This window comes from Micromonospora sp. RHAY321 (assembly GCF_023896955.1).
In the GTDB taxonomy this organism is placed as follows: domain Bacteria; phylum Actinomycetota; class Actinomycetes; order Mycobacteriales; family Micromonosporaceae; genus Micromonospora.
In genome coordinates, this window is the sequence record NZ_JAMHIW010000002.1 from 557573 (window position 1) to 584192 (window position 26620).

Below are 26620 nucleotides of genomic sequence, written 5' to 3' on the forward strand. Positions count from 1 at the left end.
GTCAGTCGGCGGCGACGGTGACCGTGCACCCGGCACCTCCCGGGCAGCTCAGCAGGACGGTGGCGGCCCGGTCGACGGCGATCCGGGCGACCGCCTCGGTTCCGTCACCCGGCTCGACCTCGGCGTGGACGGTGAGGTCGGCGTCCCGGGGCGCCGGGGCGGTCACCTCGAAGGCGCGGGCACTGCGCAGCACCACCGTCTTGAGCCCGCCGGGGTCGGCCACCCGCAGTTCGCAGTCGCCGAGGAAGCTGAGGACGTCCCCGCTGCGGTCGCAGTCGGCGCGTACGGTCGCCGGGTCGACCGTGCCGCTCCCGCCGGCCAGGCGGCCCAGCCGCTCGACCACCCCCGGCGGCTCGTCCGCGCGGCCCTGCTCGCCGCTCCCGACGCCGACGGCCAGCGTGAAGAACGCCACCAGGAGCACCGCCAGCGTCACCAGCACCACCTTCTGCCGACCGTTCATCGGTGCGCGACCGCCCCGGTGACCTCGGTGAACCGGATCTGGTCGACCCCGGCGAAGTACCGTTCGACACCCTGCGTCTTGCCCACCGCGATCAGCGTGAGCGTGTGTTTGCCGGCTCCGAGGCGGACGGTGCCGACGTCGGCGAAGTCACCCAGCACCACCTTCGGCGTGAAGCCGAGGAAGGTGCCGCCGACCTGCGTACCGTCGATCTGCCAGATCGTGTTGGCGTAGTCGAACGAGGTGGTGCGCGTCGTGGAGAAGCGCCAGACGGCGTCGCTGGGCAGGTCGACGGTGAGGCTCACCCGGTCACCGGGCGCCAGGCCCTGGAAGAACAGCTGCCGATCCCCCGACCAGGTCACGGCGCAGCAGTTTCCCTGCGGCACCACCGCCGCCGCCTTCCCGGCCGGCGACTCCACCCGCGCACCGTCGAGCAGGCTCTCCGCCTCCAGCGTCACGACCCGCGGCGCACCGGGTGGCGGGGCATCGTCGGGTCGGGTCAGCAGGTAGCCGACCACCCCGCCGACCAGCAGCACCAGCGCCGCGGCGGCCGCGATCCACGGCCAGGGCGGCCGCTTCGGCGGAGCCACCGCGCGGACCTCGTACGTCACCCGCCCGCTGGAGCGGGAACTCTCCTCCGGCGCGGTGTTCGCCGAGTACGCGAAGCCGGTCATGTCGTACCGGCGGGGCGCGGTGCCCGGGGGCACGGCGAGGCGGACGAGGAAGGAGACCGAGCCCTGCCCGGGTACGACCCGCTGCGGCTCGGCGACGGTGAACCAGGCCCGTTGGCTGCCCTCGCCCGGTGCCACGTCGAAGACCACGGTGTCCGGCGCGAGCCCCGGGTTGGACACGGTGAAGGTGAGCTCGCCGACGTTGCCGGCGTCCAGGGTGAACTGCTGGGCTGCGGCGACGACGGCCCATTCGGTGGTCATGACGGCTCCTCTGCGGACGGTCCGGCGGGTGGCGCGGGGGATGGTGGCGAGACAGGGTGGTGCGGCACCGACGCCCGGCCGATCGCCGGCCCCGCCACAGCGGGCGGCGGCGGTTCGGCGGGTGGCGGCGGTTCGGCGGGATCGTCGGCGGTGACGACGAGTTCGGCGGTCACCGCGGCGGGCTTCTCCGCCTCGACGATGCGGGTGATCACGGCGAGCAGGTGCGCGGCTGCCGGCGGCACCCGCACCACGAGGTGGAAGGGCTGCTCGTCGGGTTCGTCGATCGTGAAGCCCGTCAACCCGGTGGCCAGCTCGAGGGCTCTGCGCATGCCGTACGGGGTGCCCCGCCAACGGGCCAGCAACGCCCCGTTGGCCACGAGGTCGCGCAGCCGGCCCACCGGCAGCGGCAGCGGGGCGTCCGGGCGGGGCGAGGCCACCACGTGGTCCATCGCCACCCAGCGGGTCAACCGCGCGACCAGCGGATCCGGCGCGCGGTACGGGTCGAACAGGGCGTCGACCTCGGCGAGGATCGCCTCGTCCGGGGCGTGCAGCCCCTCCATCACGTCCAGTAGCGCCCAGAGCACGCTGCCCGGGACGCAGGCCCGCTGGTAGGCGGCGGGCAGCAGCCGTTCAATCGCCGAGCGTCGCATCCTGCCGCACCACCTCGATGTCGTGCTCGCCGGAGCAGAGCAGCCAGGTGTCCGGGACGGTCACCACGTCGGCGGTGGCCTGGTTGGCGCTGGCGGTCCAGTCCACCGCGGCGGCGCTGCGGTACACACCGCGCTCGCCGCCGGCCAGGATCAGCCGCTCCGCCGCCTGGTTGTCGGCGCCGGCCGTGGTGGCGCCGGTGGCGTGGCCGCTCACGGCGATGGCGTCCACCGGCACGAACCGGGTCCGGTCGCGCAGCGGCAACCCGCAGTTGACCATCACCGGTTGCCACTGCGGCTGCGCGGCCAGGGTGTCCAGCCGCAACACCCCGCCGCTCTGGGTGGCCGCGACCGCCAGCGGGCCGGCGAACGCCAGATCCCGGCAGGTCCCGCCGATCCAACCGCCCTGCACCGACTGCCACTGCACGTCGGACTCGAACAGCCGGGTGCGGTGGCAGCCCTGGCCGGGCTTCTTCGGATCGGGCTCACCCGCACCGCTCCACAGCAGCGTCGCCGGGCCGTCGTACTGCACCGCGAGCACCCGGTTGTCCACGTTGGAGAGCCCGACGTGGGCGAAGCTGCCCGGCCGGCCGCCGGCGGTCGACAGGTACACCCCGAAGCCGGCCTGCGCGGCCACCGCGACGCCGGGCGCACCGCGCTCGGAGACGAACGCGCGCACCGCGTAGAACCCCCGGTCGGCGTCCGACGGGTCGACCAGGATCTGCAACGGCACCGCGCCGGGCAGCAGCGACACCTCGTACAGGCCGGTGTCGGTGGCCACCAGCAACGCGCCCGCGCCGTCGCGGTCCAGCCAGGCCACGTCGGAGATCCGGGAATCCAGGTCGGTCAGCAACGACCACGTCTCGCCCAGGTCCGTGCTCAGGTGGACCCGGGAGCCGCCGGAGGCGCGCAGCGTCACCACGGCCACCGATCCGGGACGCGGCACGATGCCCGGCCGCACCGGCGCCGGTGCGGGCGCCACCCGCAGCACCGTCTCGCCGTCGAACCGGCCGGTCGGCTCCCAGCCCGCACCGGCGTTGCTGGAGCGGAACAGCACCGCGCCCCGCCCGGCGTACCAGGTGCGGGGCTGGTACTGGTCGACGGCGAGGGCGCGTACCTCGGCGTCGGGTGCCTCGTCCACCACGAACCGGACTGACTCGACGTAGCGCACGCCCGGCTCGGCGTGCTCCAGCAGGCGGTACACGTTCGACGCCCGCAGCGGCTCGCCGAACGGCCAGCCGGTCGGGTTGAGCGCCGTGGGCAGCGGGCTCAACGTCTGGTGCAGGCGGTCGTGGATGCGACGGCGGACCGCGTCCACGTCCTCCTCCCGCCGGACCACGACCCGCGCCCGCACCGAGACCGCCTTGAACCGGGCCCAGGTCGCCCGGGACCGGATGCCGACCATCCGGCGCTGTTCGAGATCCGCCTCCACCCGGCGGCGCGCCTCGGGCACCTCGTGTTCGCGCAGCACCGACACCGGCAGCCGGCCACCCGGACGGGCCGGCGGCGGCACGTACGGCACCAGCACCACCTCGACCTCGCCCGGCCGGGCGAAGCTGTACACGGCGGCGCGGGTGAACGCCCGGGCGCGCGCCACCGCGCCGGAGCTGGTGGCCAGCACCTCGAAGTCCCGGGCGGTGACGGCCCGCTGCTGGGCGAAGAACTCGTACGGGCCGCGCAGCAGCACCGACTCCAGCGCCTCCATCTCCCGCCCGCCGGCCGCCGGCGCCGGGTTGTCGACCCGTACCCCGGGAAGCGGGTCCCGCAGGCTGGTCAGCGTGCCCGCGGCGACGTTGCCGGTCGGCCCGCCGCCGGCCCGGTACCAGAGCCGGATCTGCCGCCCGGCCGGCGGCACCGCCGCCACGGTCACCGGCGAGTGCACCGGGTCGCCCGGTGCGGGGTCCGCCGACGCGGGCTCACCGGCGGCGGCCGGCCCGGTGGGGCGCCGCAGGTCGAGGGCGGGCGCGAAGGTGACGGTGCCCGAGCAACGGTCCACCAGGTACGCCTTGGCCTGCGGGCCGAGCCCGGCGAAGCTGTCCACCGGTCGCCAGATCTCGAACGTGCGGCCGTCGTGCTCGCGGGCCGCCGCGCCCAGCTCGACCGTGCCGGCGGGCACCTCCACGCCGAGCAGCAGGTCCAGCGCTTCGGCGGTGTGCGCCAGCGGGGCGCGGGCCGCCCGCAGCACCTGGCCCGGCTGGCCGGTGCCGGTGCCGAGCAACTCCGCCTCGACCGGCTCGCAGTGGTGCATCCGCACGGTCACCGACGCCTCGCCCGCGGGCAGCACCGACGGCTCGGTGGTGACGAACAGGACCGGCCGGGGGTCGGCGCCCCGGGCCGCCGCGACTCGCAGGCCGGCCGGGATCCGCACCGCGCCCCGGTCGGTGCCGCTGCGCGTGAACCGGACGTCCGCCCAGGCCGCGGTCGGTGCGTGCCGGGCCACCCCGAGGAGGTTGAGAAACGAGACGTACGCCTTCTCCGGCAGCTGGTTCAGCCGGTAGATCATGACCTCGGTGAGGTGCGCGAACGCCTCCACCAGCGCCATGCCCGGATCGTGCGCCGACAGGTCGGTCCACGCCGGGCAGGACTGCCGGATCCGTTCCCGGGCCTCGGTGACCAGGTCGAGGAACGCGCGGTCGTCCAGGTGCGGCACGGGCAGCGTCATGACGGTCCTCCCTGCGCCGGTTCGTCGATCGGGAGCAGGTCCACGGAGAAGACCAGCTGCCCGGGAGTCAGGCTGGCCCGGACCCGGTAGTCCAACCGGATCACCAGCCGCCACGCGTCGTCCGGGTCCGGCCCGGCGTCCACGTCGATCACCTCGACCCGGGGCTCCCAGCGGGCGATGGCCTGCCGGACGTAGTGGATGGCCAACCCGGCGGTGGTGTCGTCGTTGGGCGCGAAGACCAGCCGGTGCAGCCGGGAGCCGTACCCGGGTCGCATCAACCGCTCGCCGGGCGTGGTCGACAACAGCAGGAACAGCGCCTGGCGTACGCTTTCGTCGCCCTCGGTCATCGCCAGGCCGCCCGCCGCGGTGAGCGCCAACCCGCCGGACCGGCCCGCGTCGAAGCCGGCGCCGACGAAACGGAACGCCCTCACCGGTCCGCCTCCAGGAACCCCTGGCGCGGGTCGCGCACCGTGTGGTGGACCAGCCCGGGCGGCGTGCCGTTGGTGAACCCGTCCAGGTGGGAGAGCACCACCCGGTGTCCGTCGACCCGCAGCCAGTCGCTGTAGCCGACCCGGACGGCCAGCGTCCTCGTACACGGCTTGATGGTCGGGCCGTAGTTCGGACAGGCGATGATCTTCCGTCCCTCCGGGTCGTCGTCGACCAGCACCGGCAGCCCGGTGACGGTCACCCACCGCTGTGAGGGTTGGTTCTCGACCCGGCCGTCGTGGTCGCAGGTGATCACCGAGTTGCGGTGGATCCAGCGCATCAGCCGCCTCCTTCGTGGTGTGCGCGGGCGAGCGCACGCGCGCGCTCCGCCGCGGTGGTCGGGTCCTCCGTCGCCTCGGCGTGCAGGAAGTCCACGCTGCGGGCGCGGACCACCATGGCCCGACCGGGCGCGGAGATCACCAGGTCGGTCGCCGCGTGCAGGGTGGCGAGGTCGGGGGTGAGTTCCAGCCAACTGCCGCCCTCGGTGGCCAGCCGCAGGCTGCGCTGGACGTCGTCGACGACGATCGACTGCCCGCCGGCGGTGCGCAGCGTCCAGCGGCGGGCCCGGCCGTCGTGGATGCCCGGGTCGTACGGCTCGACGGCACCGAACAGCGAGCCGAGCACGATGCCCGAGGCCGGTTCGCCGCCGGGCAGCACCACCAGCACGGTGTCGTCCGGATCGGGGAGCGCCACCAGGCCCTTGCCGCGCCCGGCGCCCGGGCAGAGCACGGCGAGCCAACCGGCGTCCAGGTCCCCGTACGCCGGCAGCGTCAACCGGACCCGGCCCAGCCCGTCCGGGTCGGCGACGTCGGTGACGGTGCCGAGGGTGACGACCGCGCCGGCCGAACCGCCCGGTCCGCTCGACGGGGGCGGCGGCACGGTGGAGAACCGGGTCAGGTGCCCGTTGCCGTCGACCGTGTGCACCACCTCCGTCAGCACGTACGCACCGGCCACCGGATCGGGCACGCCGCTCAGGTCGATCCGCCGGCCGGGCCGCAGCGCCGGATCGCCCTCGGCCACCCCCTCGGCCGTCACCAGGGTGGCGGCCCGGGTGTCCAGCCGGGCCTGCGCCAGCGCCGCCAACTCGTCGTCGCTGCGGCCGGGCTGGTCGACGGCGGTGCGAACCCCGTCGGCGCCCACGTCGGCCGGATCCGGCCGGTCGCCGGGTGGCCGGCCGCAGCGCGCCTCGTCGGCGCGCTGACTGATCGGTTCGGCCCGCTGCGGATGCCAGCCCAGGGCGGCGCTCGCGCCACTGGCCTGGTCCAGGTTGGTGGCGAGCCGTAGGGTGTGCACGCCCGCGCCGAGGACCAGCGGGATCGGTTCGCCGTACCCGGCGAGGGTGATGAGGCGTACGCCCTCGCCGTCGGCGACCACGTGCAGCCCGGCCCGGCCCGTCACCTCCCGCAGCAGCTCCAGGTCGCTGTGCCGGTGCTGGAGCAGCCGCTCCAGCCGCGGCCCGTCGGCCTCCGCCGTCACCGAAAGCCCGACCTCCCCGCACAGCTCCCCGGCCAGCTCGGCGGCGGTCACCGAGGTGAAGACCCGCAGCCCCTGTCGTTTGCGCAGCCGGTGCAGCGCGTCGTACGCCCGCAGCCGCAGCACCGCCGCGCCGTCGGCGGCGTACTCGACCTCCACGCAGGTCACCTCTCCGGTGAACAGCGCGTCGGGATGATCGGCGAGCCGTAGGTCGAGCGCCGTGCCGGGACGAACCGCGGGGTCGAACGCGCCGCCCCCGGCGGTGGTGGCGAGCACCAGCTCGGCCTGGGTGGGCTGGTCGAGCCGCGCGGCCACCCGCAGCGAGCGCACCCGCTGGCGGGCCGCGCCGGCCAGCTCGACGCCGTCGAGGAGGACGGTCAGCGCCCGGGGCGCGATGCTCGTCACGCCGCACCACCCGGGTCGGTGCCGGTGGGTGCGGGGGCGGTCGTCGTCGCGGTCGCCGCAGTCCAGGCCGTCGGGGCGGCGGCGATGGACGCGCCCACGAACGACGCGCCGGCACCCAACGCGCCGATGACCGACCGGGCTGCCCCGGCCAGCGCCGACCCACCGCCCGCCATGCCGCCGGCCAAGGTGCTCCCGGGTGGCGGAACGGCCAGCGTGGTGCCGGCCGGCACCGCCAGCGGGTCGGTGATGCGGTTGTGCTCGGCCAGCAACCGCCAGCGCAGCGGTGAGCCCAGCGCGTCGTTGGCCAGCAGGTCGAAGCGCACCCCCGACCGGCCCGGCTCCGCGGCGCCGTCACCGGCGGCGACCACCGCACTGCCCGGGGCGGCCGTCGGCGTGCTCGCCGCCGCCAGCTCCTCGGCGAAACCGGCCTCTGCCTGGTCGGCGGTCTCGGCCGCCCGGACCAGCTTCAACCGTAGCCACGAGCGGCGTGGCGAGCCGGTGCCGGTGAAAGCGTCGAACCGCTCCGCCACCGCGATGATCATGCCCGGCACGTTCCAGGTCTTGCCCCAGACGAGGCGGACCAGCGGCGGGCGCAGCCAGCCGTGCTCGGCGGTGGAGTTCTCCGCCAGCATCCACAGCGGGCGGGTGAGCACCCGCACGTCGCTCGGGCGGACCTGTGCCTCCACGAAGTCCACGTCGAAGAGCAGATCGAGGACGAGCTCCGTCCGGCCGCCACCGGTGAAGACGAGGGGGTCGTCGGCCAGTCCGGACCCGGTGAGCTGCCCGCCGGCGGCGCCCCGCTGGCGTACCCCGGCGAGCCGGGTCACCTGCACCGTCTCCGGGTTGAGCAGGCAGTCCACCCGCTCCCCGGAGGAGTCGATGAGGAAGGCGACGCGTTCCATCAGCCGCCCGCCTGTTCCCGATCCAGCCGTCCGTGCTGAGCCGCGTCCAGCGCCTCACCGGGCACCGTCCACAACGGTTGGTCGTCCGGTAGCGCCGGCCACAGACCACGGGCCGTCGCCGACCATCCACCGACCGAGCCGTCCGGCAGGGCCGGCCAGGGAGCGCTGTCGGCCGCGCGCGCCACATCGGCCGGGCTTCCGCCCGTCGTGCGCGCCGCAGCCGCCAGGCCCGTCCACCCGGCTGGCCCTCCGCCCTCGCCTAGGTCCTGGCCGCGCCGTCCACGATCCGCCACCGAAGCCCTGTCCAGGCTCCCGCCCCGGTCGGCCTCGAAGCCGAGCCCGCCGCGTTCACCGTCAGCGCTCAGCCCGCTGCGACCGCCGCCAGGGCCGAATCCGGCCCGTTCGCCGCCACCGTTGAACCTGCTCCGGTCACCGCCGGTCCCGAACCCGCCCCGACCGATCCCGAAACCGCCCTCGTCCGCCTCGAACCCACCCGGCCCCGCAGCCGTCCCGGTTCGGCCGACCGTGGACCGGCCCCTGTCCCACTCGTCCGCTCCGTCGGTGGGCGCGATTGCAGATCGTGGAGGGGAGATGCGCCTGGAGTGGGCGAGACCTTCCACGATCCGACCCGCGTCCGGGGAACCGGACGTGGGGGTGGTCGAGGTCGGACCAGTGTGTCCGGCACGGTGGTGAACGGAGTCGGTGCTCGGCGGTGAGGGGAGTGGGCCGGGGACCGCCGGGCGGATGGTCGGCCGGGATGGCACAGCGGTGTCGCTCGACGGTCCGCGCACCGCCGGTCCGATCCCAACGCCCTCGGGGCCGGAAGCGGCTGGCCCCGCCGATCCGTCCCCTCGCGGCGACGCGCCCGATCCCGCCGACGCGGTCGACCCGGCCCGTGCACCAGGCTCGGTCGTGGAGTCGAACCGGCGGCGGAAGCGCAGCCGGGCCGGCGGCGTCCCGCCAGCGGCGGGGCCACCCGCCGCGCCGAGCTCCAGCCCTGCGTCAGCGGTGCGGGAGCCACCGATTGCGCCCCTGTCGCCTCGGCTGACAGAGGCGGTCGCACCGAGCGAGCCGTTCCCCCCGTGCGCGGACTCGTCGGTTCGACCAGACGCCCCGGCCGAGAGCCCGGTGTCGGCAGGACCGCCGGACGCGCGGCCAGGATCGCCGGCCACGTCGTACCCGGGGGCTCCTCCGAAGGTGTCGACTGTGGACGGGACCTGCTCGCCCGACCCCTGACCTGCCCCCGTGCCGGCGGCGCCGGTCGACGCCCGACCGCCCTGGGGTACCTCGAGGTCCAGGTCCTGCAGCAGGCCGGGGGCGTGCGCGGCGACGAGGTCCAGCCAGTGCTGCGGCGGTTCGCCGAAGCGGCGCGGAGCGGCCCTGTCCACCTCGGTCGGCCGGCGGGCCGAGCGTTGCCCGGTTGCGTCGGTGGGTTCGACCCGCCCGGCGAGGCGCTGGACCGCGCCGGCCGCCGAGCGCAGCCGGCCGGCCAGCCAGCTACGCGGGTGTCGGCGCGGTGGCACCGCCGGACTCCAACTCCAGACCCTCGTAGCGCAGGGTCAGCGACGCGATGGCGATCTCGTGGCTGAGGGTGTTGAGGTGCGCTCCGCGCCACCGGGTGGGCCAGGCGTCGATCAGGTTCCAGCGCAGCACCTCGGCGGTTCCCACGGAGTCGAGCAGCACCACCGAGACGTTGCGGCGGTTGAGTGTGCCCTGGGCGGTGGCGTTCACCCAGTCCCACAGCTCCCGGGACGCGGTGAGCCCGAAGTGCAGGGTGACCGGCTCGTACTCGGCCTGGCCGGGCACCATCCGCATCCGGCCCAGGCCGTGCTCCCGGTACGGCTGGCCGGGGATGTTCACCTCCAGCCCGCTCATCTCGGTGAAGTGGCCGTTGGTGACCCCGTTGATGAGGAGCCTGAAGTTGTACGCCCGGTACGGGTCGACGGGAGCGCCCGGCTGCGGGGTGGCTGTGGTGGGCATGTCAGCCTCCGATCGTCTCGGTCTCGGTGCCGCCGGCCCACTGGCTCAGCTTGAACACGACGAACTCGGCGGGCTTGACCACGGCGATGCCGATGTGGGCGATCACCATGCCCGCGTCGCGGACCTCCGGCGGGTTGGTCTCCTCGTCGCACTTGACGAAGAACGCCTCCTCCGGGCTTCGCCCGAGCAGCGCGCCGTCGCGCCACACCCGGGTGAGAAACGCCCCGATGTCGCGCCGGATCGAGCGCCACAGGGTGAAGTCGTTGGGCTCGAAGACCATCCACCGGGTGCCGTTGGCGATGGCCTGCTCGATGGCGATGCTGAGCCGCCGGACGTTGAGGTAGCGCCATTCGCTGGCTTCGGCGGCGAGCGTACGGGCACCCCAGACGCGGATGCCCTCGCCGGCGAAGTAGCGGATCACGTTGACGCCCTTGGGGTTGAGCACGTCGTGCTCGGGTCGGGTGACCAGGTAGCCCAGGTCGACGGCGCCGCGGACCGGTTCGTTGGCCGGTGCCTTGTGCACGCCGCGCAGGGCGTCGGTGCGGGCCCAGATGCCGGCGAGGTGTCCGCTCGGCGGGGTGAGCTCCAACTCGCCGCTGATCGGGTCGCGGACGCGTAGCCACGGGTAGTAGAAGGCGCCGAACTCGGACTGTCGGGGCCGGTACGCCGCCCCCTCGGTGCCGCCCGAGCCGCCGGGACCGCCCGGACCCGAGCTGGCCGAGCCGCCGCCCGCCCCCTCGGCGGGCTTCGGGGGCTTGCCGGAGGACGGCGTGGCGACCCGGGTCAGCGCGGAGATGTCGTCGATGTCGGGGGCGGGGTCGCAGATCGCGACCATGGTGCGGGTCCGCTCGGCCATGCTCAGCAGCGCGTCGTGGGCCACCACGTCGTGGAAGCCGGGCGCGGCGATGATCGAGATCTCGTCGATGGCCTCCAGCAGTTGCAGGCCGCCGCGCCGCTGCCCGGTGCCGCTGATCGCGCCGCCCTCGCCGACGTTGACGACCCAGCAACGCGCGCCGCCGTTGTCCAGGAAGCCGAAGACCGCCCGCGCCAGCGGAGTGCTCTCGACCTGCTCCCCGTCGGCGAAGAGCCGGAGGAACTCGGTCCAGTTGTTGACCGGTACCGCCCTGCCCAGGTGGGCGGAGCGGTCCGGGGCGACGCCCACGAACGCGGCGATGCTGGTGCTCGCCGGTCCGATCGGTCGGGCGCCGCTGGGGACCTCCTCGACGTAGATGCCGGGGGAGAAGTAGCTGGGCATCGGTCCTCCTGTGCGGGTGGGCGTCAGTGGGTCGGTGGCGCGCAGACGATGACGATGTCGGGTTCGGCGGGGTCGACCTCGGCGGTGAGCACGAGCCCACGGCCGGTCAGCCGGAGTCGGACCGGGCCGGGTTGCGCGGGGTCGTGCGGGACTCCGACGATCAGGAACCGGCCGTCGGGGTCGGTGCGGGTGGCCGATGCGGTGCCGGGCAGTTCGACCCGCATCGCGGCCAGCGGCTGGTCCTCGGGGCCGACCACCCGGCCGGCGAGCGTGCGTAGTTCCAGTTGCCGCAGCCGCAGCGGCCGCAGGACCGGCGGCGCGGCCGGGGTCGGGTGGTCCACCTGCGCCGGCACGTCGATGAGCAACGCGGGGCGCGGGGCGGTGCCGAACGCCGTCCAGAGCGTGGTGTCGCCGGCCTCCAGCACCACCGGGTAGCTGCCGTCGCTGGTCGCGGCGGTGAGCACCCGGTCCAGCCCGGACAACCCGGCCGGCCCGGACGCGCAGAGCAGGTAGCGGACGGTGAACCGGTACGGTTCGCGGACCGCGCCGCTGGAGCGGGTCTGCCGGGCCGGGCGCAGGTCCATGGGCCAGAGGGTGAGCCCGGCCGCGTCGTCGTCGGTGCGGGGCGGACCGATCGGGACGGGTTCCCCCGCCGCGCCGGCCAGCCAGGTGGCCAATTCGGCGGTGGCCGTCTCGATCGGTCCGCGCCCGTCGGTGCTCATCGCGGCGGCGTCCCCTGGATCCGGTACGCGATGGCCTCGTTCCACACGTGCGGGTAGACGCCGATCTCGAAGTAGCGGGTGAACCGGTTGATGGGCGCGTTCGTGTGGTCGTGGTAGAGCAGCCAGATCGGTGCGATGGTGAACAGCACGTAGTTCGCCAGCACCAGCGGGATGTAGAGCGGGCCGAGCAGGCGGCCCTGGAAGATGTGGACGTCCTCGTGTCGCTGGATGCCGGAGCTGGAGCCGGCGCAGACGGTGCCGATGGTGGTGGCGTAGCGGGGTGAGACTCCCTCCACCACGCTGACCCGGCCGCTGGCCTGTGAGGTGGGCCGGTCCAGCGAGTGCCCGAAGATCAGGTGCACGGCCAGGTAGATGGCCCCGACGACCGTGTTCAGCAGGCTCCACGTGTGGTCGACGAGGAAGAGGAGGACGCCGCGGGTGTCCGACGCGTACACCCCGGCGGAGGCCACCGCCCAGCCGAAGACCGCGCCGACCAGCAGGCCCACGACGGCGCCGATCAGCAACCCGACCGGGCCGCCGGCCAGGAGGCCGAGAGTGGCGCCGAAGGCGACCTGGACGGCCGCGCTGATGATTCCGAAGATCATGATGTCACTCCTCAGACCCAGGAGCGGAAGATGCGGGGCTCGCGGCCTTGCGCGAGCTGGGTCGGCGACGCCTGGGTCGCCTGCCGGTTGCCGGGCGGGAACTGGTTGACACCGAGCGCGGCGGAGAAGATCACCAGCGCGTTGAAGAATGCGATGATCCACTTCTCGCCGCCGGCGTCGTCGGCGAACGCGGCCGTCACGTAGGACAGCAGCAGCGCGATGCCGATGGCGATCCACTTGCGGATCTTGTCGCCGCTGGGGCCGATCAGCCCGCCGATGACGTTGGTGGCCAGCAGGGTGGCGGCGCTCGCGCCGGCGAGGCTGCCCAGAGCTGCCCAGGTGAAGAGATCGTTCACGGCGATCCCCCTTTTCTCCGATGGTGCGACCGGGATGTGGTGGTGGTGAGGTCCGGTGCTCCCGGGGGAGCACCGGCGCCGGTCGCCGTCGTGGCGGGGCGGCCGGGGCCGGGCGTGGCCGGCAGGGCCGGCCACCGGATGGATCAGCCAGGCCCGGGCGCGCCGGCGGGCGGGCCCGGCGCGGTCGGGCTCGGTGCGGCCGGCGGCGCCGGGCGGCGTCGACGCAGCAGGAGTACGCCGACAACGGCGAGGATCAGCAGGAGGAGCAGCCCGCCGACGACCAGCAGCCAGGGGAACCCGCCTTCGTCGTCGGCGGCGGCGGCCGGCGAGGCCGATGGTCGGGGCGGCGCCTCGGCGACGGCCCGCAGTTCGGTCGGCTTGTCCTGGTTCGAGTCCACCTTCCAGGTGACCGACCGGCCGTTGACGGTGCCGTTGGTGTCGATCACCCGACCCGGAAATGTCACCGAGATCTCGAACGACATCAGCTTGAGGAACGCCTGTTGCTGCTGCGGATTCTGCTGGTCCATTTTCCCGCCGTATTTTGACGGGTCCAGAGGCAACGTGAAGCGGTAGAAATCGCCGTCCCGGACCAGCTTGACGCTCTCACTGTCAAAACTCGCCAGTGGCGCCCTGCGATAACTGATCTGGGTGCCGAAGAGTTTGGTGTCCTCGTAGCTGGACTCTTCGCCGGCAGGCAGCGCGGGAATGTTCTGCCGCAGCTCCGCGAAGGCCGCCGGGATGTTCTTGTTCCGCGAGCTGAGCAGGGACTTCTGGGCGGTCAGCAGGAGTTGCCCGTCGACCGTGTCATCGGCGTTGACGGTGAGCCCCATGTTGAGCTGCATGCAGCCGCTCAGAACGGCGAGAAGGAGAACGCACACCGCGACGCGGAGTGCCTTACCGCGGTTGACTCTCCTGTTCATGGGCTCAGTGTGTGTGATCGCTATCACCACGAGCAGTCAGCGATCGGTCACAAGGCAGTCGCCGATCTTACCGGTGCGCTGTCATGTTCGGCCGAGGCCGATGATGCCGCAATTGACTACTCTGGAGTTTTGCGGTCCGAAAAGGGCGACACCTGCCGTCCAGCCTGCGACTGGGCGACGGCAACCGATCCGGTCAGCCCGCCGGAGGCTGCCAGTCGGCGTAGCGGGCCATGCCCCGCAGCGTGGCCCGGGCGGGGGTGAGCCGTAGCGCGGTGTTGCGCATCGCCACGGCGAGCGGGTTGCGCAGCTGTTGGCCGTACCGCCCGGCGCGCAAGGAGGCCCGGGCGACGGCCTGGCTGCGGGGGCGACGCTGCCGGTCGTACGCCGCCAGCGCGGCCGGCAGCCCCTCGGCGCCGGCGGCGCAGACCGCGCCGAGCACCACCGCGTCCTCGATGGCCTGGCCGGCGCCCTGCCCGAGGTTGGGCGTCATCGGGTGGGCGGCGTCGCCGAGCAGCGCCACGCGCCCCCGCACGTACGAGGGGAGCGGGGTGGCCAGGTGGTGGATGTCGTTGCGCAGCACGACACCGGGTGGGGTCGCCGCCAGCAGTTCCGGGATGGGGGCGTGCCAGTCGCCGAAGCGGTCCCGGACGGCCGCCAGCTCGTCCGGGGCGTGGCCGCCCGGCGGGGCCGTGATCGCCGCGTACCAGTAGAGCGTGCCGGCGCCGAGCGGCACCATGCCGAATTCGGCCGCCGGACCCCAGGTGACCGCCGCCGGGACCGGGTGTTCGAACGCGATGGCGGCCCGCCATGCGGTCGAGCCCGCGTACACCGGGGCGGGGATCTGCGGCCAGAGCTGGGCGCGCAGCCGGCTGCGCAGGCCGTCGGCGGCGACCACGAGGTCGGCGGCGACCGTCTGCTCGCCGGCAGGCCCTCGGTAGTGCACCTCGGCGCGGTCCCGGCCGCTGTCGACGTGCTCCACCTCGGCGCTCGTCCGCAACGACGAGGCCGGCAGAGCCTCGCGCAGGATGCGGTGCAGGGTGGTCCGGTGGACGCCGAGCGCCGAGGTGCCCAGCTGCCGGACCATCTCGGCCGCGTCCATCCGGGACAGCCACCGCCCGTGCCGGTCGCGGAGCCCGCCGGGTGCCTCGGCGTGCTCGCCGCGCCGCACGGCCGGGCCGAGACCCAGGGCGTCCAGCGCGCGTAGCGCGTTCGCCATCAGGGTCAGGCCGGCGCCGATCTCGCGCGGCTCGGGGGCGCGCTCCAGCACGGTGACCCGCCATCCCCGACGGTGCAGCGCGAGCGCCGCGCTCAACCCGCCGATCCCGGCGCCGACCACCACCGCGTGCGACTCGTTCACGTCAACCACCCTCCTACACCTGCACGACCGGGAGCTGACCCGGGGTCAGTCGGCCGGCGCGCCGACCCGGTGCTGGCTCGGGGTGATGCCACGGACCCGGCGGAACGCCGTGCTCAACGCGTACGGGCTGGCGTAGCCGACCCGGCGGGCCACCGCGCCCAGCGTGGCGTCCGGCTCGCGCAGCAGGTCGGCCGCCAGCGCCAGCCGCCACCCGGTCAGGTACGCCATCGGCGGCTCGCCGACCAGCTCGGTGAAGCGGCGCGCCAGGACCGCCCGGGAGGCGCCCACCTCGGCGGCGAGCGCGGCGACCGTCCACGGCCGGGCCGGGTCGTTCTGCACCAGCCGAAGCGCCGGACCGACCACCGGATCACCGGCCGCCCGGTACCAGCCCGGCGCCGCGTCGGGGCGGCCGAACCAGGTGCGCAACGCGCCGATGAGCACCAGGTCCAGCAGCCGGTCCAGCACCGCAGCCTGGCCGGGCGCGTCGCGGGTCACCTCCTCGGCGAGCAGCGCGACCAGGGGGCTGCGCCACTCCTGGGCCGGGACCACCAGCAGTGGCGGCAACGCGGTGAGCAGCCGACGGCTCACCTCGCCGGGCAACTGGTACGTGCCGGTCAGCAACACCGTCGACCCGTACGGGCCGGTGCCCCAGGTGCGCACGCCCAGCGCCATCGACGCGGCCAGTGGCTCGCCGCGCAGGGTGGTGCAGCGCTGCCCCGGGTGGATGACCACCTGCGGCGGGGTGGCCGGGTCGTCCGCCACGAGGTAGCCGTCCGGCCCGCGCAGCACCGCCACGTTTCCGGGCCGCAGCGCCGCCGGGGCCGCCTCGTCCGGTACGAGCCAGGCGGTGCCGCTGACCAGCGCCACGACGGTGAGCGGCGCGCGGTCCTCGATCCGCAGCGCGTACGGCGGGTCGAGCACCGAGCGGAGCAGGAAGGCGCCCCGGGCGCGGGGACCGTCGAGCAGCCCGGTGAGCGGGTCCATCGCGCGATGGTAGACGATCGCGAGGGGCGCTCCGGGTGTTGCGAGCGGATCAACGGGCGGCCGGCGCGCTGAGCGGGGAGGTGGGCGATGGTGCGGGTCAGCGGCCTGCGGGTGGCCGGTGGGCGGCTGCGGCAGGGCTGGCGGCCGGTGCTGGAGGCGACCGTCGCGGCGACCGTGGCCTGGCTGCTGGCCACCCGGTTGCTCGGGCATCCGCAGCCCTTCTTCGCCCCGGCAGCCGCGCTGATCGTTCTCGGTCAGGCCCGGGGGCAGCGGATCCGGCGGGCCGTCGAGGTCGTCCTCGGGGTTGCCGCCGGTGTGCTGGTCGCGGACCTCGTCGTGCAGGCGCTGGGCCCGGGCAGCACCTGGACGGTGTTCACGGTCATCCTGCTCACCGTGCTGCTCGCGGTCGCGTTCGGTGCCACCGGCGTGACGCTGGTGCAGGCCGCGGTGTCCGCCCTCTACCTGGTGGTGGTCGCACCACCGGACGGATCGCTGGTGCCGTTCCGCTTCGTCGACGCGCTCGTCGGCGGCGTGGTCGCGCTCGCCGTCAGCCTGCTGGTGGACGCCCGGCGCCCGCTGGCCCCGCTGGTCGCGGAGGTGCGGCGCACCTTCGACGAGCTGGCCGGGCTGCTGGGCGGAATCGCCGACGCGCTGGACCACTCGGACGAGGCCGCCGCGGTGGCCGCGCTGGGCCGGGCGCGGGGCATGGACGCCCGGGTCGACGGGCTGCGCGACGGGGTGCTGGCCGCCGGCGAGGCACTGCGGCTCAACGTGCGCCGACGGCGGCACATGGGTCGGCTGCGGTCGGTGGACGAGTCGATCCGGCAGACCGACTACGTGGTCCGCAACGTCCGGGTGCTCGCCCGTGCCGGGGTCACACTCAGCCGGCTGCACGCCCCGGTGTCGCCCGAGCTGGGTGCCGCCGTGCGGTCGCTGGCCGAGGCGGTCCGGGAGGCCGGCGCGGCCCTCGCCGCCGACCTGGACGGGCAGGAGGAGGCCGCCGACCGGCACGCCGCCCGGGCGGAGAAGTCGGCGCTGGCCGCCGTGCACACCGCCGGGCAGCTCTTCGGATCGACCCAGACCCTCCCACTCGCCATGATCATCGGTCAGGTCCGGGCAACGGCCATCGACCTGCTGCGCGGCCTCAGCCCCGACGACGACGTCACCGTCCTCGCCCGCGTCGACGAAGCCCTCGGGCTCCCCGCGATCTGACCCGTACGGCCGTCAGGACGGTCGGCGCGCCATGGTCAACCAGGCGGTGGCCGACTCGCGGACGGAGGTGGGGACCTCGTGTCCGTCGGGGAACTCCTCGTAGGTGACGTCGTAGCCGAGGCTGTGCAGGTGCGGGACGAGCCGCCGGCTGCACATGTCGATCGGCAGGACCCGGTCGTCCACCCCGTGCGAGACGTAGATCCGCGGCCGGCCGTGGGTGGCCGGCGGCGCGGCGAAACCGGGGGAGAAGGCCACCACCGCGTCGACGAGGTCGCCGTTGGCCAGGCCCAGCGAGAGCGCGTACGAGGCGCCGTCGGAGAACCCGCCGAGGGTCACGTCGCGCACCGGGTACCCGTCGAAGACGGTCGCCAGCAGTCCGTCGATGCGCCGCACGTCCGCCCCGAAGCCGCCGGCGATCAGGTCCCAACTGCTCGCCGACGCCTGCGGGGCCACCAGGAGCAGGTGCTGCGCGTCCGCGACCGGTAGCAGCAGGTCCAGGCCCTGCCGCGCGGAGCCGCCCGCCCCGTGCAGCAGCACCACCAGGCGGTACGCGGCGCCGTCGGCGGCCGGCTCCGGGGCGTACGCCATCGCCACCAGCGCGCCGTCGGCGTCCGACATCGGCACCAACCCGGTCGGCGCGGACGCCACCGGCGGATGGACGCGGGCGCTCAACCGGCCGTGCCGGGAGTCGTCCGCCGGCTCTCGGTCCTGCGGCGCGGGGTCGGACACGGGTCACCGCTCCTCGCTGTCGGCGGGGTGTGCGCCGCGGTTACCCGGCTCGCCACGGCTTAACCGCCGGCGCTCGCCGGTGCGGGGTCAGGCGCTGTCCCGGGCCACCAGGGCGGACGGGAAGAGGGTCTGCGGCGCGGTCGGGCGCCCGTCCAGCACGGCGGTGGCCGCCGCGACGGCGATCCGGCCCACCGGGTGGCTCGCGGTGGTCAGCGCCGGGGCGGTCATGCCGGCCAGCGGGATGTCGTCGAAACCGGCCACCGCGACGTCGCCGGGCACCCGGACCCCCGAGTCGCGCAGCGCCGCGATCACCCCGAGCGCGGTCTCGTCGCTGATCGCGTAGATGGCGTCGACGTCGGGCCAGCGCCGCAACGCCTCGCCGCCCGCGGCGCGGCCGCTCGCCGCCGTGAAGTCCCCGGGCAGCACCCGCTCCGGCAGGCCGGCCTGGCGCATCAACCGGCGGTACGCCGCCACCGGGCGCTGGGAGCACGGCAGCCACCGAGGGCCGGTCACCATGGCGATCCGGCGGCGGCCCGTGGCGTACAGGTGGCGCAGCACCTCGCTGGCGCCGGTGTCGTTGTCGACGTCGAACGACGGCACGGTGGCCGAGCCGATGCCGATCGACGCGACCCGGCCCCGCAGCGACCGAGGTACGGCGTCCAGCAGGTCCGTGGTGGTGTTGACCAGCACCACGCCGCACACGCTGCCGTCCCGGGCGAGCTGGTCGAGGCTGCTCGGCTGGCCCAGCGGCAGCCAGTGCAGCGCCACGCCGATGCCGGCCGGCGCGCAGACCTGGGCCGCCGAGCCGACCACCCGGTGGACGTACGGGTCGTCCAGCACCGCCGCGCTGGTCCCCGCGACCGCCACCACCAGCCGTACGCCCCCGCCGCCGCGGACCAGCGCCCGGGCGGCCGGGTTGGGCACGTAGCCGAGCTGGTCGACGGCCGCGCCGACCCGTTCCCGGGCCGCCGGCGAGGCGAACCCGGTCCCGGCTATCACCCGCGAGGCCGTCGACCGGGACACCCCGGCGACGCGCGCGACGTCCTCCAGAGTGGCCGGTCGCTGTGTCGCTGCCGTCATGGTCCCCTCCTCGGGTCACCCGTCCGGGCGGACGAACCCCTGCCGGGAATCATCCCCCGGCCGCAGCGTCGACGGTAAGGGGCGGTGGCCGGTTGTGGTGGTAGCGCTCTCAGGTGTGCGATCGTCGCAGGAGATCACCCCGAGAAAGAGGACCTGCCCTCGTGAGCGCCCCTACCAGCCCGCCCCTCTCCCCGGACACCGTGCCCACGCCGCCACGAATCGTGCGGCTCGCCCGCAACGGCGTCGCCGTCACCTTCACCCTCAACGGGCTGGCGGTGGGCAGCTGGTTCTCCCGGGTGCCGGCGGTCCGCGAGGCGTTGGACCTCTCCGCCGGCCGGCTCGGGCTGCTGCTGCTGGCGATGAGTGTCGGCGCGCTGCTCGCCATGCCCACCTCCGGTCTCCTCGCCCAGCGCCTCGGCGCCGCCCGCACCGTCACGCTGGCCACGGTGCTCGTCGCGGTCGGCCTGACCGTGGCCGGGCTGGGCGCCACGGTGGCCGGCTCGGCCGTCGTCGTCGCGGTGGGGCTGATCGCCTTCGGATACGGCTCCGGCGCCTGCGACGTCGCGATGAACGTCGAGGCGGCGGCCGTGGAACGGCGGTTGGGGCGTACCGTCATGCCCCGCTTCCACGCGGCGTGGAGCCTCGGGTCGGTGGCTGGCGCGGCGCTCGGCGCGGGGGCGGCCCGCTTCGACGTGCCCGTCGGCGCGCACCTCGCCGGGGTGGCGGTGGTGGTGCTGACCGGCACCGCGCTCAGTGCCCGGGCGTTCCTGCCCCGGCCGGTCGTCGACGCGGCCGACCGGCCGACCGACGCCAGCCCGGCGGCTGGCCGCCGGGCGCAGCTCGCCGCGTGGCGGGAGCCACGCACCCTCCTGATCGGGCTGTTCGTGCTGGTGATGGCGTTCACCGAGGGCAGTGCCAACGACTGGCTGGCGGTCGCCTTCGTCGACGGCAGGGATCTGAGCGAGGCGGCGGGCGCGGCGGTCTTCGGCGTCTTCGTCGTCGGCATGACCCTCGGGCGCACCGCCGGCACGATCGCGCTGGACCGGTGGGGCCGGGTGCCGGTGCTCACCGGCACGATCCTGCTCGCCGTGGTCGGCGCGGGTATGGCCGTGCTGGCCGGCTCGGGGCCGGTGGCCATCGTCGGCGTCGCTCTCTGGGGGCTCGGTGCGTCGCTGGGCTTCCCGGTCGGGATGAGCGCGGCGGCCGACGAGGAGGCGCACGCGCCGGTCCGGGTCAGCGTGGTCGCGGTGATCGGCTACACCGCGTTCCTGGCCGGGCCGCCGTTGCTGGGGCTGCTCGGCGACCGGGTCGGCACGCTCCGCGCGCTGCTGGTGGTGCCGCTGCTGCTGGTGCCGACGCTGGCGCTGGTGTCGGTGCTGCGCCCGCCGCGTGCCGTCGAACCGACCCCTTCGACACACAAAATCTAACCCGGACGGCCGCCGGGCGGTATCGGGTGCGCGGCCGACTGCGCCGCGCACCCCGCACTGGCTAGGGTCGCCCGATGCCAACCGACAAGATCACCGCCGCCGCGGCGGGCAGCTGGACCCTGGGCGACCGCACGGTGCACCGGATGGGCTTCGGGTCCATGCGGATCACCGCCAACCCCGACCGCGAGCCGGCGATCGCCCTGCTGCGCCGCGCCGTGGAGCTGGGCGTCAACCACATCGACACGGCCGCCTTCTACGTCTCGCCGGGCGGCACACTGAGGGTGGGTACCGGGCCGGCCCGGTACGCCACCGAGCTGATCCGGGCGGCGCTCGCCCCGTACCCGGAGGATCTGGTGATCGCCACGAAGGTCGGCTTCGGGTACGACCCGGAGACCGGCTTCAGCGAGGCGCTCACCCCGGCGCAGCTGCGGGACCAGGTCGAGGAGAACCTGCGCCGGCTCGGCCGTGACCAGCTGGACGTGGTGAACCTGCGGCTCGGTCGGGGACCCGGCCCGGTGCCACTGGCCGAGCGGTTCGGTGCCCTGGCCGAGCTGCGCGCCGCCGGGCTGATCCGGCACCTCGGGCTCTCGAACGTCCGGCCCGAGCAGTTGGCCGAGGTGGCGGACATCGCACCGGTGGTCTGCGTGCAGAACAACTACGGGGTGGACGCCTACCGCGAGCAGGACCCGTTCGTCCGGGCCTGCGGCGAGCGGGGCATCGCCTACGTGCCCTTCTTCGCGGTGGCCGGCACCGGCCGGGAGGCGGGCGCGAGCGTCGGGCAGAGCGAGGCCGTCGAGGCCGTCGCGCGGGCCCACGGCGTCACCCCGCACCAGGTACGCCTGGCCTGGACCCTGCACCAGGGCCCGCACGTGCTGGCCATCCCCGGCACCGCCAACCCGGAACACCTCACGGCGAACATCGCCGCCGCCTCCCTGAACCTGACCCCCGAAGACCTGACCCTCCTGAACTGACGCTCCCACCCCGCAACCGCCCCGGTGATCATGAAGTTGGCGTCCTCGACGCCGGCGTGTCGCGTCGCCAACTTCATGATCAACGGGGGTGGGGGGTCAGGTGCGGAGCCAGACTCGGAGGGGTCCGAGCGGGAGGAAGCCGGCGCTGAGGGCCGGGGCGAGGTCTGGGTCGGATTCGTAGCCGAGCAGTGGCAGGCGGGGCAGGGTGGCGAGCACTGCGTGCCAGATGTCGCCGGGGTCGCCGGTGCGGGCGAACAGGTTCGACACCCCGTACGGACCGTCGCCGCTGACCACCGCGCCGTACGACGACCGCGCCCCGGTCGTCGTAGCGGGCCAGCACCCGGACCCGGGGGTCGGCCAGCAGCGCCGGTCGGAACAGTTCCCCGCCGCCGTGCGCCGTCGCCCAGGCGGCCAGCCGTTCCGGTGTCGTGACGCGGTCCAGCGGAGGGCCGCCCGGTGGGTCCGCTGACGGCCGGTGGATCCACTGCGCGTCGAAGAGCACCCGGAAGCCGTGCCCGGACAGGTCGAGGTCGGCGAAGCTGTCCTTCACCGACGCACCGGACCCAGCGTCGATCCGGGCCAGCAGCGCCCCGGCGTCCACGCCGGGGCGCAGCGTGACCGCGTCCGGGTACCAGGGTGGGGAGCGACGGGGGACCGACCAGGCGTCGGCGTCGGTCCGGCCGGTCACCCCGTGGGTGTCGCAGACGACGGCGCACCAGTCGGCGTTGTTGCGGGCCGCCGCCTCCCGCACATCCTCGGACACGCCACGCAGCCTAGGACCTCAGGAACTGGTCAGGATGACCAGTTGCTGCGTCGCCCGGGTCATGGCGACGTAGCGGTCGACCGCTCCTTCGACGCCCTCGCCGAAAGCCTCCGGATCGACGAGGACGACCAGGTCGAACTCGAGCCCCTTCGACAGCTCCGGGGTCAGCGACCGGACGCGGGACGTCGCCTCGAAGGTGGTATCGCCGATGACGCAGGCGATGCCGTCGGCGTGCTCGGCGAGCCACCTGTCGAGGATCGCGCCCAGGTCCGACGCGCATCCGTGTACGACGGGGACGCCGCTGGCGCGGATCGAGGTCGGCACGTTGGCGTCCGGGAGCACGGCCCGGATAACCGGCTCGGCCTCCGCCATGACCTCCTCAGGCGTGCGGTAGTTGATGCTCAGGGAAGCCAGGGTGACCCGGTCCAGCCCGATCCGTTCGAGCCGTTCCTGCCACGACTCGGTGAACCCGTGCCGGGCCTGGGCCCGGTCCCCGACGATGGTGAAGCTGCGGGACGGGCAGCGCAGCAGCAGCATCTGCCACTCGGCGTCGGTCAGCTCCTGAGCCTCGTCCACGACGATGTGCGCGAACGGGCCGGCGAGCTGGTCCGGCTCGGTGCTGGGCAGCGCGGCCTCGTCGACCAGGGCATCCTGGAGATCCAGTTGGCGCAGGCTCGACAGCACACCTTCACCGTCGTCGTAGGCGTGGGCCTCGATCAGGTCGTCGATGACCGTGGCCATGCGCGCGCGTTCGACGGCGACGGTGGCGTCGTGCCGACGCTGACGCCCCGACGCCTCCCGGTCGCCGAGCCGCTGCCGTGCCGCGTCCAGCAGCGGCAGGTCGGACACGGTCCAGGCCCGGGCATCGTCGCGCTGTAGCTTCCGGACCTCGTCCGCGCTGAGCCAGGGCGCGCACCTGCGCAGGTAGGCGGGTACCGACCACAGGTCTCCGACGAGGTCGGCCGCGTCGAGCAGCGGCCAGGCACGGTTGAAAGCCGCGCGCAGCTCCCCGTTCCGCTCCAGCGCTCCGCGGACCAGGTCGTCCGGCTCGTCGCCGTCGTACTTGTTGATCAGGATCGTGAGCAGTTCCTCCCAGATCTCGTCACGCGCCTCGTTGTGCGGGGTGCCGGGCCCCGGCGCCTCGAACGCCTCGGCCCAGTCGTCGGCGCTCAGCCACAGGTCCGACTCGTCGGTCGCGACCGTCATCCCCTTGGCCGGCGGCTCCTCGTAGAACCGGACGGCCGCCTCGACCACCCTCACCACATCCGCGGACGACTTGAGCCGGGCCACGTCGGGGTCGGTCTCGATCGTCGCCGCGGCGCCCTCCGCGACGAGGTCCCGCAGGGTGCAGATCTGCACCTCCTCCTCGCCGAGGCTGGGCAGGACGTCGGCGACGTAGGATAGGTAGGGCTGGTGCGGGCCGACGAACAGCACCCCGCCCCGCCGGTGACCGAGGCGAGGATCGGCGTAGAGGAGGTAGGCGGTGCGGTGCAGGGCGACGACGGTCTTGCCCGTGCCCGGACCGCCGTCGACGACGAGCGCACCGCTGGATCCGGCGCGGATGATAGCGTCCTGGTCGGCCTGGATCGTGCTGAGCACGTCGCGCATCCGGTTCGACCGGCTGCTGCCCAGGCTGGCGATGAAGGCGGACTGGTCGTCGAGCGCGGCGTGCCCCTCCAGGCCGTCCGCGGCGAACACCTCGTCCCAGTAGTCGCTGATCCGGCCGAGGGTCCAGCGATACCGGCGGCGGCTGGCCAGACCCATCGGGTTGGCATGGGTCGCGCCGAAGAACGGCCCAGCCGCGGGGGAGCGCCAGTCGAGCAACAGCCGGCGGCCCTCGCTGTCCGTGAGGCCCTGGCGTCCGACGTACACGGGCTCGGGATCGTCGGCGCTCACCATGCGTCCGAGGCACAGGTCCAGACCGAAGCGACGCAGTCGGCGCAGGCGCGCGGTCAGCCGGCGGACCTCCTGGTCCCGGTCCACCGCCTGCCGGCCCTTGCCGCTGGGCGCCTTGCGGGCGGTGTCCAGGCGGTCGGACAGGTCGGCGTACGTCTGCTCCAGGCTCTCCGCGATGGCCGCGAAGTGCTGCTCGTCGCGGGCGATCAGCGCCGCGTCGGCCTTGGGGGAGAGGTGGTCGGGAAGGGCGAACACGCTGGTGGGCGCGGGGTTCAAGGGCACTCCCAATTCGGCAGAATCTGGCGTCGGCCGGCAATTCTGCGGCACAACTGGGGTCTTGCGGCAAGGCCCCCAGTGCGATATATGTTGAGAGTGGAAGGGAGGGGTTCCTCCCTTTTTTGCATGGTCCGCTCGGCGGACGCCTCCCCGCGATGGCCTCGGCACCTGCCCGCGTCGGTCAGGGCAGCCGGTCGGCGTACACCAGATCCATCGTGTCGGTGCGGCCGGCCCAGCGGAGTTCGAGGTGCCAGCAACCCGCCCGCGGCATGTCGATGATCGATGGCCCGGGGCCGCCGGCGACCTCCCTGGTCACCCTGGTGCCGGTGCCGTCCAGCGTCGCGGTGATCACCAGGCTGGCCGGCGACGTGCTCGCTGCGGACGACGTCGCGGGGCGGGACACCCAGAGGATCTTGTTGTTCGACCCGTCCTGCCGGACCTGCGCCAGCGGGTGGGCGAACAGCACCGCCACGATGTCGCCGTTGGCGCCGAAGACGTGCGGGACGCGTGCGTCCCCGCTGAAGCCGGCGTCCGCCCAGTCGGGCAGGGGGCCCGTCTCGACCCGGGAACCGCAGCCTGTCGCTGGGCTCGCCGTGACCGTGGTGGTCGGAGCGCCGGCCGGCGTGGCCGACTGGCCGGTGCCCGTGCACCCCGCCGCCAGCAGGACGACCGATCCCAGCATGAACCTGCCCCAGAAACCCATCTCGCCCCTTCCGGAACCCGCGCTTTCTGCGTCTCACCATCAGGACACCGGCCGGGACCGCCGGGTTCCCCGTCCCGCTAGTCGAGCGATCCAGCGATCGCGATCGCTTCGAGCTTGGTGAGGTCGCCCTCAAGCCGGTAGCTCACGTCGCCCTCCTGCCAGATCAGGGTCGAGGCGGCGAGCCGGGCCGTCTCCCGGCGAACCTCTCCCGAACGGTCCACATAGGCCAGGACGTGTGGACCGCCGACCCAGATGGCGAAGTCGCCGTCGACCTGGGTCCACTCCGCTCCGGGCCGGACCGTCTGCTTGTGGAAGGCCAGGTCGAGGTGGCCGTCGAAGGCGTCGATGCGCAAGGCACCCCCGTCGTAGAGCAACGTCGCCACCCGACAGGCGCCCGTGTCGTCGGGATCGGCGACCAACACCTGCTCGGGTGGGCCGAGCTTCGCCGGGAGGCGGATCGGGAAACGCACCGCCCGTTGCGCCTCGTCCAGCGCGGCGGCCCGCTGCGAGGGCAGCGGAGACGGAGTGCCGACGGGAAGCTCGGGTGCGGACGACGTGACAACGGTGACTCCGGCGAAGCGCAGCAACCCCGCCATGGCGTCGGCGAGCGCGGCCCGCCCCGGGGGCAGCACCGCCACCAGCAGCGCGACGAGTGCCGCGGCGACATAGGCGCCCCACCGGCGTCGGCGGGGCGCGGGCGCGGTCAACTGTGCGCGTACGCGGGCGGTCACGTCGGGTGGGTCGGGCGTCTCCAGCCAGGTCGAGAGATCGCGCAGCTCCCTTTCCAGGTCACCCATGCCGGACCTCCTCCCGGTCGAGCAGACCGCGGAGCTTCGCCAGCGCCCGGGACGTCCGCGACTTGACCGTGCCCCGGGGCCACCCCAACGTCGCCACCGTCTCCTCCTCGCTGAGATCGAGGAAGAACCGGCAGACGATCACCTCACGGTCCCGCTCCGGCAGTTGGCGCAGGGCCTCCACCAGCCGCGCGCGCCGCTCCCCGGCGAGGACCGCCCCGACCGCGCCGTCCTCGGCGATCTCCGACGCAGGGTTCGCCGCCGCGGCCCGCAGGGCGAGTCCGTCCCGCCGGCTGCGGGACCGGTGCAGGTTGCGGGTCTCGTTGGCGACGATCGCCAGCAGCCAGGACCGGAAGGACGAATCACCTCGATAGCGGGACAGGCTGCGGTAACCCTTCACAAACGCCTCCTGGATGACGTCCTCGGAATCCGAGCCCGCGCCGAGCAGCACCGCCGTCCGGTACGCGGACGCGGTGTGCCGGGCGACCAGGAGGTCGTACGCCTCCAGGTCACCTGCCCGAGCGCGGCTGACGAGCACGTCGTCGTCCAGGGGGACCTCCGGTTGCATCACACTCATGACACCGCCCGGGCGCTGCGGGTTCCACCCGCGGCCCGGCCAGCTCACT

General features: G+C 74.3%; 26 protein-coding genes. 3 read left to right on the forward strand and 23 right to left on the reverse strand.

The annotated features are described in order from the left end of the window. Window position 1: 1 nt before the first annotated feature. From M8C17_RS06905 to M8C17_RS06980, 16 genes are all read right to left on the reverse strand, one after another. Window positions 2-460: a hypothetical protein gene (locus M8C17_RS06905; RefSeq protein WP_252415550.1), complete on the reverse strand. Its 459-nt coding sequence runs from the start codon at window positions 458-460 to the stop codon at window positions 2-4. Beyond that, window positions 457-1389: a hypothetical protein gene (locus M8C17_RS06910; RefSeq protein ID WP_252415551.1), complete on the reverse strand. Its 933-nt coding sequence runs from the start codon at window positions 1387-1389 to the stop codon at window positions 457-459. Before M8C17_RS06910 ends, M8C17_RS06905 begins: the two co-directional genes overlap by 4 nt. Then, entirely contained in the window at window positions 1386-2039 is a 654-nt protein-coding gene (locus M8C17_RS06915; protein ID WP_252415552.1) for a phage tail protein, read from the reverse strand. The genes M8C17_RS06910 and M8C17_RS06915 overlap by 4 nt, the downstream gene beginning before the upstream one ends. Next, entirely contained in the window at window positions 2020-4698 is a 2679-nt protein-coding gene (locus tag M8C17_RS06920; protein WP_252415553.1) for a putative baseplate assembly protein, read from the reverse strand. The genes M8C17_RS06915 and M8C17_RS06920 overlap by 20 nt, the downstream gene beginning before the upstream one ends. Continuing rightward, window positions 4695-5129, reverse strand: coding sequence for a GPW/gp25 family protein (locus tag M8C17_RS06925; RefSeq protein WP_252415554.1), 435 nt, complete (start codon window positions 5127-5129; stop codon window positions 4695-4697). Before M8C17_RS06925 ends, M8C17_RS06920 begins: the two co-directional genes overlap by 4 nt. Continuing rightward, window positions 5126-5464: a hypothetical protein gene (locus tag M8C17_RS06930; RefSeq protein WP_252415555.1), complete on the reverse strand. Its 339-nt coding sequence runs from the start codon at window positions 5462-5464 to the stop codon at window positions 5126-5128. Before M8C17_RS06930 ends, M8C17_RS06925 begins: the two co-directional genes overlap by 4 nt. Next, on the reverse strand, window positions 5464-7062 hold the full coding sequence (locus M8C17_RS06935; protein WP_252415556.1) for a phage baseplate assembly protein V: 1599 nt from the start codon (window positions 7060-7062) through the stop codon (window positions 5464-5466). Before M8C17_RS06935 ends, M8C17_RS06930 begins: the two co-directional genes overlap by 1 nt. Then, the gene (locus tag M8C17_RS06940) at window positions 7059-7964 is read right to left on the reverse strand and encodes a hypothetical protein (RefSeq protein WP_252415557.1); all 906 of its coding nucleotides are present in this window, start codon (window positions 7962-7964) and stop codon (window positions 7059-7061) included. Before M8C17_RS06940 ends, M8C17_RS06935 begins: the two co-directional genes overlap by 4 nt. A 1497-nt stretch (window positions 7965-9461) precedes the next feature. Further along, a complete protein-coding gene (locus M8C17_RS06945) occupies window positions 9462-9944 on the reverse strand; it encodes a phage tail protein (protein ID WP_252415558.1) in 483 nt (160 codons plus the stop codon). Window position 9945: 1 nt separating this feature from the next. Next, the gene (locus M8C17_RS06950) at window positions 9946-11199 is read right to left on the reverse strand and encodes a phage tail sheath subtilisin-like domain-containing protein (protein WP_252415559.1); all 1254 of its coding nucleotides are present in this window, start codon (window positions 11197-11199) and stop codon (window positions 9946-9948) included. Window positions 11200-11222: 23 nt separating this feature from the next. Then, window positions 11223-11921, reverse strand: coding sequence for a carboxypeptidase-like regulatory domain-containing protein (locus tag M8C17_RS06955; protein WP_252415560.1), 699 nt, complete (start codon window positions 11919-11921; stop codon window positions 11223-11225). Then, window positions 11918-12526 (reverse strand): glycine zipper family protein, encoded by a 609-nt coding sequence (locus M8C17_RS06960; RefSeq protein ID WP_252415561.1) that lies wholly within the window; start codon window positions 12524-12526, stop codon window positions 11918-11920. Before M8C17_RS06960 ends, M8C17_RS06955 begins: the two co-directional genes overlap by 4 nt. A gap of 11 nt (window positions 12527-12537) precedes the next feature. Further along, window positions 12538-12882: a hypothetical protein gene (locus M8C17_RS06965; protein ID WP_252415562.1), complete on the reverse strand. Its 345-nt coding sequence runs from the start codon at window positions 12880-12882 to the stop codon at window positions 12538-12540. 143 nt (window positions 12883-13025) lie between these two features. Then, window positions 13026-13802: a DUF3153 domain-containing protein gene (locus M8C17_RS06970; RefSeq protein ID WP_252415563.1), complete on the reverse strand. Its 777-nt coding sequence runs from the start codon at window positions 13800-13802 to the stop codon at window positions 13026-13028. A gap of 193 nt (window positions 13803-13995) precedes the next feature. Next, window positions 13996-15159: an FAD-dependent oxidoreductase gene (locus M8C17_RS06975; RefSeq protein ID WP_252415564.1), complete on the reverse strand. Its 1164-nt coding sequence runs from the start codon at window positions 15157-15159 to the stop codon at window positions 13996-13998. Between the two features lie 45 nt (window positions 15160-15204). Then, window positions 15205-16143 (reverse strand): AraC family transcriptional regulator, encoded by a 939-nt coding sequence (locus tag M8C17_RS06980; RefSeq protein ID WP_252415565.1) that lies wholly within the window; start codon window positions 16141-16143, stop codon window positions 15205-15207. A gap of 87 nt (window positions 16144-16230) precedes the next feature. Here M8C17_RS06980 and M8C17_RS06985 point away from each other — a divergent pair, with 87 nt between their 5' ends. Then, complete coding sequence (locus M8C17_RS06985) at window positions 16231-17355, forward strand: aromatic acid exporter family protein (RefSeq protein ID WP_252415566.1); 1125 nt, start codon at window positions 16231-16233, stop codon at window positions 17353-17355. A gap of 12 nt (window positions 17356-17367) precedes the next feature. On the opposite strand, the gene M8C17_RS06990 is transcribed toward M8C17_RS06985, so the two are convergent. Together M8C17_RS06990 and M8C17_RS06995 are read right to left on the reverse strand one after the other, a co-directional pair. After that, window positions 17368-18084 carry an alpha/beta hydrolase gene (locus tag M8C17_RS06990; protein WP_252415567.1) on the reverse strand — a complete coding sequence of 239 codons (717 nt, stop codon included), beginning with the start codon at window positions 18082-18084 and terminating at the stop codon, window positions 17368-17370. Between the two features lie 87 nt (window positions 18085-18171). Beyond that, on the reverse strand, window positions 18172-19164 hold the full coding sequence (locus M8C17_RS06995) for a LacI family DNA-binding transcriptional regulator (RefSeq protein WP_252415568.1): 993 nt from the start codon (window positions 19162-19164) through the stop codon (window positions 18172-18174). A 161-nt stretch (window positions 19165-19325) separates the two neighbouring features. On the opposite strand from M8C17_RS06995, the gene M8C17_RS07000 reads away from it, so the two are divergent. Both M8C17_RS07000 and M8C17_RS07005 read left to right on the forward strand, forming a co-directional pair. After that, on the forward strand, window positions 19326-20591 hold the full coding sequence (locus M8C17_RS07000) for an MFS transporter (protein ID WP_374557440.1): 1266 nt from the start codon (window positions 19326-19328) through the stop codon (window positions 20589-20591). Between the two features lie 74 nt (window positions 20592-20665). Beyond that, entirely contained in the window at window positions 20666-21562 is an 897-nt protein-coding gene (locus tag M8C17_RS07005; protein ID WP_252415569.1) for an aldo/keto reductase, read from the forward strand. 79 nt (window positions 21563-21641) lie between these two features. Here the strand turns inward: M8C17_RS07005 and M8C17_RS07010 are convergent, their stop codons facing one another. The 5 genes from M8C17_RS07010 to M8C17_RS07030 all read right to left on the reverse strand — a co-directional run bounded on the left by M8C17_RS07010 (window position 21642) and on the right by M8C17_RS07030 (window position 26571). Beyond that, entirely contained in the window at window positions 21642-22325 is a 684-nt protein-coding gene (locus M8C17_RS07010; RefSeq protein ID WP_252415570.1) for a hypothetical protein, read from the reverse strand. A gap of 18 nt (window positions 22326-22343) precedes the next feature. Further along, a complete protein-coding gene (gene helR, locus M8C17_RS07015) occupies window positions 22344-24497 on the reverse strand; it encodes an RNA polymerase recycling motor ATPase HelR (RefSeq protein WP_252415571.1) in 2154 nt (717 codons plus the stop codon). Between the two features lie 181 nt (window positions 24498-24678). Beyond that, window positions 24679-25179 (reverse strand): hypothetical protein, encoded by a 501-nt coding sequence (locus M8C17_RS07020; RefSeq protein ID WP_252415572.1) that lies wholly within the window; start codon window positions 25177-25179, stop codon window positions 24679-24681. 98 nt (window positions 25180-25277) lie between these two features. After that, window positions 25278-25997, reverse strand: a complete 720-nt coding sequence (locus M8C17_RS07025) for a hypothetical protein (RefSeq protein WP_252415573.1) — start codon at window positions 25995-25997, stop codon at window positions 25278-25280. Beyond that, window positions 25990-26571, reverse strand: a complete 582-nt coding sequence (locus M8C17_RS07030) for an RNA polymerase sigma factor (RefSeq protein WP_252415574.1) — start codon at window positions 26569-26571, stop codon at window positions 25990-25992. Before M8C17_RS07030 ends, M8C17_RS07025 begins: the two co-directional genes overlap by 8 nt. Window positions 26572-26620: the final 49 nt, after the last annotated feature.

What these genes read in the sequence shown, in the direction of transcription:
- M8C17_RS06950 (WP_252415559.1), bottom strand. Translation starts at nt 11,199, where the DNA reads ATGCCCAGCTACTTCTCCCCCGGCATCTACGTCGAGGAGGTCCCCAGC.
- M8C17_RS06985 (WP_252415566.1), top strand. Translation starts at nt 16,231, where the DNA reads ATGGTGCGGGTCAGCGGCCTGCGGGTGGCCGGTGGGCGGCTGCGGCAG.
- M8C17_RS07030 (WP_252415574.1), bottom strand. Translation starts at nt 26,571, where the DNA reads ATGAGTGTGATGCAACCGGAGGTCCCCCTGGACGACGACGTGCTCGTC.
- M8C17_RS06955 (WP_252415560.1), bottom strand. Translation starts at nt 11,921, where the DNA reads ATGAGCACCGACGGGCGCGGACCGATCGAGACGGCCACCGCCGAATTG.
- M8C17_RS06995 (WP_252415568.1), bottom strand. Translation starts at nt 19,164, where the DNA reads ATGACGGCAGCGACACAGCGACCGGCCACTCTGGAGGACGTCGCGCGC.
- M8C17_RS06945 (WP_252415558.1), bottom strand. Translation starts at nt 9,944, where the DNA reads ATGCCCACCACAGCCACCCCGCAGCCGGGCGCTCCCGTCGACCCGTAC.
- M8C17_RS07005 (WP_252415569.1), top strand. Translation starts at nt 20,666, where the DNA reads ATGCCAACCGACAAGATCACCGCCGCCGCGGCGGGCAGCTGGACCCTG.
- M8C17_RS06920 (WP_252415553.1), bottom strand. Translation starts at nt 4,698, where the DNA reads ATGACGCTGCCCGTGCCGCACCTGGACGACCGCGCGTTCCTCGACCTG.
- M8C17_RS07020 (WP_252415572.1), bottom strand. Translation starts at nt 25,179, where the DNA reads ATGCTGGGATCGGTCGTCCTGCTGGCGGCGGGGTGCACGGGCACCGGC.
- M8C17_RS06910 (WP_252415551.1), bottom strand. Translation starts at nt 1,389, where the DNA reads ATGACCACCGAATGGGCCGTCGTCGCCGCAGCCCAGCAGTTCACCCTG.
- M8C17_RS07025 (WP_252415573.1), bottom strand. Translation starts at nt 25,997, where the DNA reads ATGGGTGACCTGGAAAGGGAGCTGCGCGATCTCTCGACCTGGCTGGAG.
- M8C17_RS06980 (WP_252415565.1), bottom strand. Translation starts at nt 16,143, where the DNA reads ATGGACCCGCTCACCGGGCTGCTCGACGGTCCCCGCGCCCGGGGCGCC.
- M8C17_RS06940 (WP_252415557.1), bottom strand. Translation starts at nt 7,964, where the DNA reads ATGGAACGCGTCGCCTTCCTCATCGACTCCTCCGGGGAGCGGGTGGAC.
- M8C17_RS06915 (WP_252415552.1), bottom strand. Translation starts at nt 2,039, where the DNA reads ATGCGACGCTCGGCGATTGAACGGCTGCTGCCCGCCGCCTACCAGCGG.
- M8C17_RS06970 (WP_252415563.1), bottom strand. Translation starts at nt 13,802, where the DNA reads ATGAACAGGAGAGTCAACCGCGGTAAGGCACTCCGCGTCGCGGTGTGC.
- M8C17_RS06905 (WP_252415550.1), bottom strand. Translation starts at nt 460, where the DNA reads ATGAACGGTCGGCAGAAGGTGGTGCTGGTGACGCTGGCGGTGCTCCTG.
- M8C17_RS06960 (WP_252415561.1), bottom strand. Translation starts at nt 12,526, where the DNA reads ATGATCTTCGGAATCATCAGCGCGGCCGTCCAGGTCGCCTTCGGCGCC.
- M8C17_RS06930 (WP_252415555.1), bottom strand. Translation starts at nt 5,464, where the DNA reads ATGCGCTGGATCCACCGCAACTCGGTGATCACCTGCGACCACGACGGC.